12 protein-coding genes and 1 pseudogene are annotated in these 11,697 nt (G+C 62.7%); 6 read left to right on the top strand and 7 right to left on the bottom strand.

Annotated elements, in window-relative coordinates:
• Together AC1DP9_RS27445 and AC1DP9_RS27440 are read left to right on the top strand one after the other, a co-directional pair.
• Window positions 1-117 (top strand): IS3 family transposase (locus tag AC1DP9_RS27445; RefSeq protein WP_477109044.1); only part of this gene is annotated, 117 nt, incomplete at its 5' end.
• Between the two features lie 171 nt (window positions 118-288).
• Window positions 289-560 (top strand): annotated as a pseudogene (locus tag AC1DP9_RS27440) (ISNCY family transposase); the annotation flags it as partial.
• A 395-nt stretch (window positions 561-955) separates the two neighbouring features.
• Here the strand turns inward: AC1DP9_RS27440 and AC1DP9_RS27435 are convergent.
• From AC1DP9_RS27435 to AC1DP9_RS27425, 3 genes are all read right to left on the bottom strand, one after another.
• Entirely contained in the window at window positions 956-2,029 is a 1,074-nt protein-coding gene (locus AC1DP9_RS27435; protein ID WP_092301307.1) for a LacI family DNA-binding transcriptional regulator, read from the bottom strand.
• A 90-nt stretch (window positions 2,030-2,119) separates the two neighbouring features.
• Window positions 2,120-2,896 carry an SDR family NAD(P)-dependent oxidoreductase gene (locus tag AC1DP9_RS27430; RefSeq protein WP_441590921.1) on the bottom strand — a complete coding sequence of 259 codons (777 nt, stop codon included), beginning with the start codon at window positions 2,894-2,896 and terminating at the stop codon, window positions 2,120-2,122.
• Window positions 2,893-3,432, bottom strand: a complete 540-nt coding sequence (locus tag AC1DP9_RS27425; protein ID WP_092301301.1) for a VOC family protein — start codon at window positions 3,430-3,432, stop codon at window positions 2,893-2,895. The genes AC1DP9_RS27430 and AC1DP9_RS27425 overlap by 4 nt, the downstream gene beginning before the upstream one ends.
• A gap of 195 nt (window positions 3,433-3,627) precedes the next feature.
• Between AC1DP9_RS27425 and AC1DP9_RS27420 the strand changes: the two genes are divergently transcribed.
• From AC1DP9_RS27420 to AC1DP9_RS27405, 4 genes are all read left to right on the top strand, one after another.
• Window positions 3,628-4,590, top strand: coding sequence for a Bug family tripartite tricarboxylate transporter substrate binding protein (locus AC1DP9_RS27420; RefSeq protein WP_149135975.1), 963 nt, complete (start codon window positions 3,628-3,630; stop codon window positions 4,588-4,590).
• Between the two features lie 68 nt (window positions 4,591-4,658).
• Window positions 4,659-5,093 (top strand): ester cyclase, encoded by a 435-nt coding sequence (locus AC1DP9_RS27415; RefSeq protein WP_477109042.1) that lies wholly within the window; start codon window positions 4,659-4,661, stop codon window positions 5,091-5,093.
• 11 nt (window positions 5,094-5,104) lie between these two features.
• Window positions 5,105-5,920: an SDR family NAD(P)-dependent oxidoreductase gene (locus tag AC1DP9_RS27410; protein ID WP_477109041.1), complete on the top strand. Its 816-nt coding sequence runs from the start codon at window positions 5,105-5,107 to the stop codon at window positions 5,918-5,920.
• A gap of 92 nt (window positions 5,921-6,012) precedes the next feature.
• Complete coding sequence (locus AC1DP9_RS27405; RefSeq protein WP_092301290.1) at window positions 6,013-6,519, top strand: 2,4'-dihydroxyacetophenone dioxygenase family protein; 507 nt, start codon at window positions 6,013-6,015, stop codon at window positions 6,517-6,519.
• Between the two features lie 239 nt (window positions 6,520-6,758).
• Here the strand turns inward: AC1DP9_RS27405 and AC1DP9_RS27400 are convergent, their stop codons facing one another.
• From AC1DP9_RS27400 to AC1DP9_RS27385, 4 genes are all read right to left on the bottom strand, one after another.
• Window positions 6,759-6,902, bottom strand: a complete 144-nt coding sequence (locus AC1DP9_RS27400) for a hypothetical protein (RefSeq protein ID WP_477109040.1) — start codon at window positions 6,900-6,902, stop codon at window positions 6,759-6,761.
• Window positions 6,903-6,937: 35 nt separating this feature from the next.
• Entirely contained in the window at window positions 6,938-8,413 is a 1,476-nt protein-coding gene (locus tag AC1DP9_RS27395; protein ID WP_477109039.1) for a hypothetical protein, read from the bottom strand.
• Entirely contained in the window at window positions 8,410-11,091 is a 2,682-nt protein-coding gene (locus AC1DP9_RS27390) for a hypothetical protein (RefSeq protein WP_477109038.1), read from the bottom strand. Before AC1DP9_RS27390 ends, AC1DP9_RS27395 begins: the two co-directional genes overlap by 4 nt.
• Window positions 11,092-11,573: 482 nt before the next feature.
• The gene (locus tag AC1DP9_RS27385) at window positions 11,574-11,684 is read right to left on the bottom strand and encodes an IS3 family transposase (RefSeq protein WP_477109043.1); all 111 of its coding nucleotides are present in this window, start codon (window positions 11,682-11,684) and stop codon (window positions 11,574-11,576) included.
• Between the last annotated feature and the right edge of the window lie 13 nt (window positions 11,685-11,697).

Genomic DNA, 11,697 nt, shown 5'->3' with positions numbered 1-11,697 from the left:
GCATTCATGAACGAGCTAAACTCGTACATCCAGTGGTACAACGAGCGGCGCATCAAGTTGTCCCTGCAGGCGATGAGCCCGGTCGACTACCGGCGCCGCTTGGGAATCGCAACCTGAATCAGTCCAAGAAATCGTCCGCAGCCCCTCTGAGCCAAATAGAAATGTCCGGATTGGCCATGCTGTTCGCCTTGCGTTTCACGCACGGGAGCAACACCATGGGACGACCGGATACGTCACCATGAGCATGCGGGAACTGGATCGCAGCAGAGTCATCGAGGCCGTCGTGGGCTGGTGTTTGTCGACGACGCCACCGTCCGGCTAATGGAGCTGCTGTTCGTGCCGACCGAATCGACGCCGGCTTACTTCGCCGTCACCCGGGCCTACATCGAACGGCACGGCAAGCCGATGGCCTTCTATTCCGACAGGCCGAGATCTTCCGGGTCAACCGACAGGAGACTGCCGAAGGCCGCGGCTATACGCAGTTCGGGCGCGCCCTGTTCGAGTTGAACATCGACATCCTGTGTGCCAACACAAGCCAGGCCAAGGGCCGCGTCGAGCGAATGAACAGGTCGTGCGAACGAGCAAGGTAGTACCACTCGACTTTCCCTTCTCCGGTAGCCACGACGGCAAGTACACCAACTCGCTCGCCTGAGCTGCTGCGGCGGCAAATCCAAGCGGCCTTCTGGAGGCCTTATTCTTTTTGGAGTGTCGCGGGATGGCTCGATTTGTTCCAGATTCGTTGAGAGGCGTTGTTGCGCGGCCTCAGCCCTGGTGGCGCCCGCTGCAGTCGGCGCGATCCAGCAGCAACCGGCAGCTTTACGCTCAGCCCCTACCTGCTGAGCCTGCCGCTGGTACTGGCGGCGGTCATTCTGGTCGCGTGGTTCCGGCCACGCGATACGGGCCCGATGGTCGTGGCTCCGTCGAGGCACGCTGCGTGCCCCCGGCGATAGTGCGCTCAGGCCTTGGCTGCGGGAGGCGGTGCGCAGGACTCGCGCATAACGACTTGCGTGGTCAGCCGTACTTCCTGCCCCCCCTGCTCCTTCGCCTGTGCGCGCTCCGCGGCGCCGCCAATCGCTCGCAGCAGAATTTCAGCGGCGGCCGTGCCCACGGCCTCGAGGTCCCAACTGATCGCGGTGATCGCGGGCGAATACAGTTGGGGCAGATCGCCGTCGCCGACGCAGATCAGGCTGACATCGTGCGGCACCCGATGGCCGGTTTGTCGCGTTGCCTGCAGTACACCCGACAGGATGCGCGTGCCCAGGCAAATGAATGCCGTCGGCCGGGACTTTGCGGAAAGCAGGGCCAGCGCGTCGCTGAACGACAAATCCATGGCCGAGCGGCTGGCTCGGACGAGCGTTTCATCCACCGTCAGGCCACGCTCGGCCATCGCCGCGCGATATCCATCGATACGCTCGCGTCCGGGTCGCAAGGCACCGTCGGAGGTCATCAGCGCGATGCGCGTATGACCCAGATCAAGCAGATACCGGCAGGCTTCGTATGCGCCGCGGAAGTGGTCGACGTGAACGCCCGATCCCTGCTCGCCGAAGTCGCGGTCCATGGCAACCACGGCCAGATCACGCGAGATCTGTTCAAGATAGTCGGCACGCTCTACTTCACAGGGCCCGAGAATCAGTCCATCGACGCGTCGTCGGCGGAACAGGTCCACCATCAGCTCTTCCTGCGCCTTGCTATTGTGAGTGTTTCCAACCACCATGGCGTAGCCTTCGCGCTGCAGGCGCATCTCCACCGCGGTAATGATGCGGGCATACAGGGGGTTGGCCAGATCGGAAACCAGCAGTCCCACCACGCCAGAAGTACCTGTGCGCATGCTCTGCGCGATCGGATCTGGTGCATACGCCAGCGCCTTCGCTGCGCGTTCGACGGCCTGGAGAGCCGCTTCGCTTACGGGACCGCTACGATTTAACGCCCGCGAGGCCGTGCCCAGCGACACGCCGGCCGCCCGCGCCACGTCACGAATCGTGACGCGGGCGGGCGTATCGGAACTAGGGGTGCGCGTTCGGCTGCTCATTTTTGATCCCGGGGCTTGCTAGCGGATGGCGGCAGTGCGGCCGGCTTCGCTCGCGATTATCGCCCAAATCCGCCCCGCCCCTTGCCACATCTAGTACATCGCACGGCCGCCACTGATGTCGAAAACCGCCCCGGTGCTGAAGCTGCAACGCGCGGAGCACAGCCAGGCCGCCATCTCGGCGACCTCCTCGACGCGGACGAAGCGTTTCATCGGCACGCGCTCCAGCAGTCGCGCCTGCAGTTGCGCACGCTGGCTATCGTCGTAGACGCCGAAGATATCGGTGTCAGCCGCGCTGGGCGTGATGCAGTTGACCAGCACACCGGTTTCGGCCAATTCCTTGCCCAGGCTTTTGGTCATCGATATCAGCGCAGCCTTCGATGCAGCGTAGGCGCCGGCGAAGGGGTTGCCCTCCTTCCCGGCAATCGACGCCACATTAACCACGCGGCCATAACCGTGACTCACCATGAGGGGAATCACAGCCTGCGCGCACAGCAACCCGCCAAAGACGTTCACGTCGAAGACGCGCTTCCATTCATCGAGAGAGGCCTCGATCGTCGGGCCGCTGCGCCCCAGAATCGCGGCATTGTTGACCAGCACCGTGGGCGCTCCCAGCGCTTCCGTGGACTGTGCCAGCGCGCGGTCGACCTGAGCGCGATCCGTAATGTCAACCGCGACAGACATCGCGTTTGCGCCACTTGCACGCAGCGATTGCACAGCCTCGTTGAGTTGCCCGGCATCGCGATCCCACAATGCTACGGAAAAACCCTCTGCGGCCAGACGGGCACCAATCGCCAATCCAATGCCACGCGCAGCGCCCGTCACCACCCCGACGCGTCGCCCTGCTTCCCTGCTTTCGTTGGCGGTCATTGCGGCGCTCCGATCCGGCGGATGGGATCAGCGCCGTCCCAGCCTTTGGCAGCGGCGGCAATCGACGCGAAATACTCGCCCTTGCCGCCCGCCATTTCCGAAATCTCCACGATGTTGCCCGGCAAGTCCGCGTGGACGTAATAGGCAAATCGGCCGCGCATGCCCATGCGGCCACCGTGCCCCTCTACGTAGCCGCGCCCACGTAAGGCTTCCGCGTACTCGTCGAACCGGTCGTCTGTCCAGTAGGCGATATGCTGCATGCCCTCTCCTGCCCGCTTCAGGGAATCCAGATACAGCGACGGCGCTTCGTTGCGTTGCTGGATCAGCTCGATCTGGACGCCCCCTGAATTGGCAAGGGCGATAGACAGGTCTGGCAGTGCCGATGTCTTCCCGTAGTAACGGAACTCGGTGGTACCAACGGCTTCCTTGTAGAACCAGGGGCCGACGCCCAACACGTCGCTCCAGTGCCGCATGGCCTTCTCAATGTCGCGCACGACATAGCCAATCTGGCAAACGCCACCAAACAGCAAACTCATTGCCTCCCTCCCCAAAATTGGAAACGTTTCCAGTTCCAACTCTAGTCTGCGTTGCGTTCAGATGCGACATAGAGTTTACCATGATTGCCGTGCCCCACATGGTCTACCAAACTTTCATGGAAACGTTTCCACATTGATTGGAACGCACTGAAGACGTCTGCATCGCAGAACGGACGGATACCCACGGAGACAGCCATGAACAGATTTCTCGCCAGCGCCCTGCTCGCCCTTGCCACCACCGCCGCCCAGGCCGGCGATGTCGCCACTTATCCCGATCGCCCTATCCGCATGCTGTTGCCCTTCTCCGCCGGCGGCGGCGGCGACATTCTCGGCCGCCTGCTCGCCGAACGCTTCGCGGCGCAACTCAAGCAGCCGGTAGTGGTGGAGAACAAGCCGGGTGCGGCTGGCACGATCGGTACCCACGCCGTCGCCACCGCAGCACCGGACGGCTACACGATCATGATCGGCGGCATGTCGACCCACCAGCTTGCGCCGGCCACGTACACGAAACTGCCCTACGACCCGGTGCGCGACTTCCAGAGTCTGGGGGCGATAGGGAATTCGTCAATCGTGATGATTGCTGCCAATCAGTATCCAGCGAACAACCTCAAGGAACTGATTGCGCTGTCGCGCAAGGACAAGACGCCGATTCAGTATGCAAGCTGGGGGGCGGGATCCACGGGCCACTTCTGTGGCGAGGTCCTGAGCCAGAAGACCGGCATACCGATGCAGCACGTGCCATACAAGGGCACGTCGCAGATTGTGACCGACATCCTCGGCAACCACATCTCTGTGGGCTTCGTCGATATGGTGACTGCCACCCCTTTCGTCAAGGAAGGCAAGGTCAAGGCGCTCGCTGTATGCACGCGACGTTCGCCTAGCTTGCCAAACGTCGCCAGCTACCAGGAACAGGGGGTGGACTTCGACCGCGAACTGACCTGGGTCATGTACGTGCCAGCAAAGACGCCAAAACCCATCGTGGAGAAATTGTCTCGCGTCCTGGAAACCACGCTCAAGGAACCTGACGTCGTCAACAAGCTGCTCTCGCTGGGTATCACTGCAAAGTATGTGCCCGGACCTGAGCAACAGGCTGTCAATGCCCGCGATATTCCCATGTGGAAGGCAATCGCGACGCAAGCGAACATCAAGCTGGATTGAGCGACCGGCCGCACACACAGCACCCGATCACCATTCGAATTCTCATCATCTACCACAGGAGATTTTTAATGTCAGCTACGCTCGACGCCGCACGCATCAAGACCGTGCGGGACCACATGGCTCTGGAATGTGTCCATGACTGGGATGCCGTCATCGATACGTTTGCCCACCCCCGTTACGAAATGCATGGCAGCGGCGTTGTCTTTGACGGAGAAACCGAGGTGCGCGGCTACTTTGATTCGTCGCGGATTCCCTTCCCCGACCTCAAGAACGAAATTATCGCCATTGCTGCCGTCGACCAAACGGTGCTCGTAGAGTTCTGGTTGCAGGGCACGCATCTCGGTCCGCTCCAGGCCAATGGCAAGACCTTCGCACCGACGGGCCGCACCTTCCGGGTTCGAATGGCCGCCACGTTCGAGTTTGCGCCGGGCTCGAACAAGATCATCTGCGAGCGCCCATACTCGGCGCCCGACGCCAAGCTGCGCGCGCTCGGCCTGCGCTAAGGGACGCCGGCATGGGAGATTCAGCACTTGCAATCGCCAGTGGGCATGGCCGGCTGACCGGTAAGGTCGCCATCGTCGTGGGCGCTGGCTCTAGTGGCGCGGACGTCAGCAATGGCTCTGCCGCGGCCATTGTCTATGCGCGGGAAGGCGCGCGCGTCCTCTGCGTAGACCGCGACACCAAAGCCGCGCAACGCGTTGTTGAGCAAATCCGCGAAGCCGGCGGCGATGCACTGCCGTTCGAGGCCGACGTATGCAGTAAGGCCCAGCTTGCAGCCATGGCCAGCTATTGCGCATCCGAGTTCGGACGCATCGATGTACTACATAACAATGTCGGTATCGAGATCGTGGCGGAGCTCGAGGATATCCGCGAAGAAGATTGGGATCGCGTCTTCGACATCAATCTCAAAGGCGTCATGCTGGCATGCCAGCAGGTAGTCCCTCGCATGGTGCAACAGGGCGGTGGTTCGATCGTAAACATTTCGTCGATCGCCAGCCGAAAATGGAGCCCGATGCCGTTTCTGGCTTACAACACGTCAAAGGCGGCGCTCAACCATATGACGCGTGTGCTCGCGCGCCGCTACGCTTCTGATCATGTTCGGGCTAACGTCGTGGTCCCCGGATTGATCGACACACCACACGCCGCGCACCTGACCAAGGGTGACGCTGCGGCGGGACAAGCCGCACGCGACGCGCGAAATCTGCGTTGCCCGATGGGCCACCAAGGCACTCCATGGGACATCGCCTATGCGTCGCTGTTCCTGGCAAGCGATGAATCTCGCTACATCACCGGCACCGAGATTGCAGTCGATGGCGGACTTTATCTCTGAGCCACCCGGACTTCCGGACACTTTCAACATACCGGCGACGAGACACATCTATATCCGCGCGATTCGACTCGTCGCCTCAGGAGATTTGCATCATGGCATTGCCCAAGGTCTTTACCCATCAGGATCGACTGCTGTCCCTCAACATTCACGATGCAGTGGCGTTCCCAGGCTCGGAATCCGGCTCCACCATCGTCCCGCTCTTCCTCGATCGTGAGAGCGGTGTCTGGGTCCTGTACGGAAAATTCGAGCCAGGCACGACACTGCCGCCCCATTTCCACACCGGGACCGTCCACTTCTTCACGACGAAGGGCGAATGGAACTATGTCGAGTACCCAGAGGACCCGCAAACAGCCGGTAGTTACCTGTATGAACCGGGCGGCTCCATTCACACGTTCTCGGTACCGGCCGATGCCAAAGAGCCCGCTGAGGGCTTTATGGTCGTCTATGGCGCCAACGTAATCTTCAAGGACGGCGAATACCAGTCCGTGCGTGACGCCGGTGCGATCGAGGACGGCATTCTCAATGCCGCCAAGGCCATGGGGCTGCCAACCCCACGGTATATCCGGCCAACCGGCGGAGCCACGTTCTCGCGCGACTGAATTTTCACGCCCGTATGCTGTGTAGGAGTGTCTCAAGGGGCACGCCTCAAAAAAACTAACTTGATGGAGACAGAGCCCAGCAGCAATTCTGGTCCGATGCGCATTTCGTGGATGGCGAGAGCGGAAATCGATGCAGCGCAGCATGCGCCGAGCATAGGATGTCTTTCACTTGTTGCCATGCTACTCACGGCTTACCCCGTTCGGAGTACGCACACTCTGCTGCGATCGGCGCCGCCTCTCTACTTCGTCAACGCGTCGCGCCGTTTGCGCCAGTAACGGTCGAACAGGGTCGAGAGGTCCCCTTCCACCGCGCCGATCGAACACGCCTCACCCTGCGGCCGATGTGTGCCGAAGATGTCCCGCCCATTGATCGGAGCCGCCATGCATAGCGCATTGTCGCCACCGTTGCCGGCCGGACTCAGTGGACGCAGCGGTGCATAAAACGGCCCCAGTATCGGGAAAACACTGGGAATCGTGCTGCCGCAGGCATTACCGGGAAACTGGAGGTTATGGCCAAGGTCGCGGAATGTGCGCTGCGCATCCGCGCCCCCGCAGGCGCCATTCCAGTTACCCAGCACGATGGTGTTGGCGAACTCGATGGCCGATGTATCACACAAAGCTGGGCGTGCTGTACGGGACGGCTGCCATTACCGGCGATGGTGACGTTCAGGAATCGCACGTTGCCGCCATGGAACGCGCCAGCGCCCTGCTTTGCCGAGTTGTCGACAAGGATCGTGTTCGCAATCTGCCCCATGGCCGGCATGCACAGCGTCTGAATAGCGGCGCCGGTATTGGCGGTGTTCTGGCGAAACAGGCTGCCTCTGCTGTCGAGCCGCGCCTGCCGCGCGTAGATGGCGCCGCCCGCCGTACCGGCCGTGTTACCGACAAAGCCATCGACGCTGATCTCCACCAGCGCAGACTCTCCCGCATAGATTGCGCCGCCGGCACGGGTGGCGACGTTGCGCTCGAATCGGCTGTTTCGCACGCGCAGGCTGCCCTGCCGTTGCAAATCCCAGACGGCCGCGATGGCGCCCCCGCTGCCGGCCGCCTGGTTGGCGCGGAACGTCACCTTGCGCATGACCGCCGTGGCACCGTGTGTCTGGCGGATAGCGCCGCCATCGCCGCCGGCGCGATTGCGCTCGAACTGGCTGTCTTCCACGGTCAGCGCGCAGCGCGACAGGATGGCGCCGCCGTCCTGTGTATCGGCGTTATCGGCAAACCAGGCATTCCGGATGGTGACTTCGCAGTTTCCCGCCGCGCTGCCGCCAAAGCTGGCGTGGCCATTGCGCAGGAATTGGGTATCCGCAATGCGCACCGTGGTGCCCGGCCCCGTGGCTAGCACCTCGCCACCCTTGTTGTCGGTCAGACGACTGTTTTGCGAGATATCGAGTTCTCCTTCGGACACCACCAGCACGGGACCGGTATTCTCGGCAATCCAGGCATCGCGCAAGACGAGATTGCCCGCCAGCAGCCAGATCGGACGAATTGAGTTGCGGATGGTGGTCCCTGCCAGCAACGATACCGCCCCTTCCCCCGAAATCACGCTGCCTGGGTTGCCGCCCGATGTGCCGCCCCCACGGATCGTGATGCGCGTGAACGAGGCGTGTACACCGGCGCGGATCCCGAACATGCGGTGTCCGTTGCCATCGAGCGTGACCTTGCCCTCGCCGTCGATCACCACGTCCCGGCTGAGCGCATGCGTGGTGGTGAAGGCGATGGTCCCGGCGCAAGCAAACGTGATACGCCCGCCGGCCTGAAGCGCCTCGCTCAGGTCCGTGCGTGCATCACCGGGCCAGACGTCCTGGCCGCAGGCCGTGACGGTGGCATCGGCATGGGCCAGGCCCGCGACGAGCATTGGCACGATACCGTGCAACCACTTCGTAATCAGGTTCATGGCGGACCCAGCAGGATGAACATCGGGTTATCCAGCCGCGTGAAATCGAGCACGATCCTGCGCCGCGTCACCGGACTGGTGATCTCGACGCGGCCGTCGCCGCCCGATGTCATGGGCGCCACGCCCAGCGCGCCCGGGGCGGCGCCCGCGTGAGGCCAGTCATCGCGGTCCGGCTGTGCGGTGCCGTTGACGGACGTCACCTGTACGCAATCGAAACCGATACGCTGGCCGGTCGCGCCTCGCACCGACACGTATTCACCATTGCAGGCGGAGCCCGTGCCCATCAGCGGACCGGGCCCCGGATTCCGTTGCCGCGCGCGCGTGCTGAATGTCTCGAAGTCCATCTCCGCGCCGTCGACGATCTCGATCAGGCCGACGTTATCGAACGGGCCGAAACGCGAGTCGTTCCCTGCGCGCGGCTCGTTGTAGATGGCCATCCAGAACGTGGGACCGGCGTTGTAACCCGGGCACGCGGGATCGTCGGACCGGACCAGGAACCAGTTCGGGCGCTGGTCATCCGGCTTCATGCACGCTCTCAGGTCGTCTGGAATCATGAGATTGACGCCGCAAGCGAAGCCGTCCCAGACGCACAGGTTCTGGTCGTAGCTGGGGGCATGGCCCCCCACCTCCGCCCGCCTGCCATCGAAACGCAGGAAACGCTCCAACGAAGAACGGCGTGTATCTGATTCCCGAACGCGTTCCTTGCGGTCGAACAGCGGTGCGACGTGCGGGGGGCCGGCCAGCATCAGCGTCGTCGGCACCGCCGCGCCCAGGCCGTCTTGCGTGTCCTTGAGGATGGTGCCGTCAAGTCCATCGGTGGTCGTGTTCATCGGCATGCCCGTGGTCACGCCGCCGGCCGTGATCGTGAAACTGGCCCCGCTGGAAACGATCTCCCAGCCATCGTGGTGAATGCGCTGATGCACGAGCGGCGCATGGCCGCGTTCCATCGCCAACGAGAAGATGGCTTCGTCGGGCCGCCAGTATGACGTGGCCGCATAGATCGCCTGCGACGCGTACGCGCTGGTGGCCGCATAGGAATTGCCGCCGCCTGCTGGCAGGTTCAGCGATGGGCCGAAGTACAGCAGTCCCAGGGCGTGCAGGTAGTCGGCGCCCTCGCTGAGGTCGAACAATCCGTTGAACGGCCATTTTTTGGGATCGTGAGGCAGGCCATCGACGTGAAACAGGTACTCGCGCTTGCGGCGATATGGCACGATGCGCCGCCCTTCGTTGCTCGATATCGCATACTTCGCCACCGCATACTCAAGCGCAAGCTGCGCGCCAGTTCTGACATCGGGGTCCTTGGCAAAATCGGCAAGGTTCATGATCGCGGCCAGGCTGTATCGCTGATAGGGCCGGCTGTTGTATTCGAGGAAGTCGGCCTTCACCACGCGTTGGGTATGTTCCAGCAGCCATTCGCGCAGATTCTTCTGGTCGCTCGCATAGCCGGTGCCCCCAATCGACATGATGTACTGGTTGTTGAGGTACTTCGTGGTGTTGATCAGGAAGAGGTGATTCTCGGTTTCCGGAATCGTGAGCACCAGCGCGAGGGCAGCTGCCGTGGCGACCCCCGCGGCCACCACGCTTACCAGCACCAGCAGGAGCACGCCGCCAAGACCGGCAGTGAAGATGGTCACCGCCACCGCCGCAGCGATCAGGAAGATGATCAGCAGAATCCAGGCGAGGTCTTCCAGCGTGTTCGCCAGGTCTTTCATGAACCCGTCGAAGCCGTCGCGGTCGTCCGATCGCTCTTGCGGGCTGCCGACACTGCGCTCCTCGTTGCCGCATTCCCACAGGTGATAGCGCTCCTGCGCGGGGCCGCCATCGATATCGATCAATTGATCGTTGAGCCTGGTCCTCGCTTCCTGTGACAGGATGGGCCGCGCGCGGTCCAGCTCGGCCACGCGGATCAGGTCCTTCAACGTGGCGTCCCAGTCGCCGTGCGTCTTGCCCACGCGGCCCGCGCACAGCATCCCGTCCGTCCCCACCTGCTGGGTGCCCCGCGACATATTGAGCAGCGCCGTGTTGGCCTGCGCAATCAGACAGGCCGTGGCAATGCGGAAGGTCAGGTGTACGCGTCCGAAGTCTGTCGGAATGCTCGGGTCCGGTGGATCCTGCAGGACAGCCGATACGTTGTAGAAACCGGGCGTTGCGCATACGAGCGGCGCGAATCCCACCAGCTTCTGCTGCAGTGGTGCCACATCGGGCAGGCCGCCTTCTGGCGGGCTCACCAGCGCTTTCCAGATGGGATCGTCGAGGAACTTGTCTGCGGCAGCGATGCGGGTCGCTTCGTCAGTGGACCTGCACTCGTCCTTGAACAGCCGGCAGATCACGGTACGGTCGAACGTCACCGTTGCCGTACACCAGCCCGGTTCGAACTCCGCCAATGGCAAACGACGCCTGCCGAGCTGGCTCCACACGACCTTGCCGAGGACTTCGGCGGCCATGTCCTCGCTGCTGTCGTGCGCGCGGAAGCGATTGACGAAGTCGAGTTCCATCCCGCACGCCATCACCGAGATCACCCGGGTGCCGCGCACCGGCAACGTGTCGATGGCCTGCGTGACAAAGACCGGTGCCTCGGCCATCGGCACCTGATACTGCACCGTGTCGGGTGCTGCCTGCGTCAGGCCGGTTGCCACGGCCCACAACAGGCCGAGCGTCAGCCGTACAGCCTTGAGCATCTTCTTTTTATCATTGGCGCCTCATCGTTCGGCACGCGGGGACGCGCGCGGCAAACGCATGAGGGCCGCAGGCAATGAGAGCAGCTTAGAAGGTGGCGGCGAAAGCGCAAATTCGCGCGATTTCAGCCTGATCTGCGTGGAATTTTCGTCTAACGTCAGATTCTGATGTCATGCCCCGCGCGTTTCACGGGTCCCGGTTTGCAAGTTTCCCCTCTAGACGGACAAGGCCGATCCACCCCACAAATGACTGCTAAAGGCGAGGCCGATGCCCGCTATGGGTCCGATAGCTGCCCGTGACTGCGAGCCTGGCTCCGCCGTGGCCCCTCGTCATGCAACTGCCCCGCCCTGCTCCGGCTCAGGCGCCCCTGGCCAGCCCCACCCACCCCACCCCCCTCGAAAGATCAACACCCCGCACAAAAAGCACGCTCGGACTGCATTTGAATGTGGCTGAGCCGGGGCTGCGGACGATTTCTTGGACTGATTCAGGTTGCGATTCCCAAGCGGCGCCGGTAGTCGACCGGGCTCATCGCCTGCAGGGACAACTTGATGCGCCGCTCGTTGTACCACTGGATGTACGAGTTTAGCTCGTTCATGAATGCCTCCCTC

The sequence above is a fragment of the Cupriavidus sp. 01L43 genome (genome assembly GCF_056399925.1).
The sequence above is the reverse complement of the archived record's forward strand: the minus strand, read 5'-3'. Positions and strand labels throughout refer to the sequence as shown.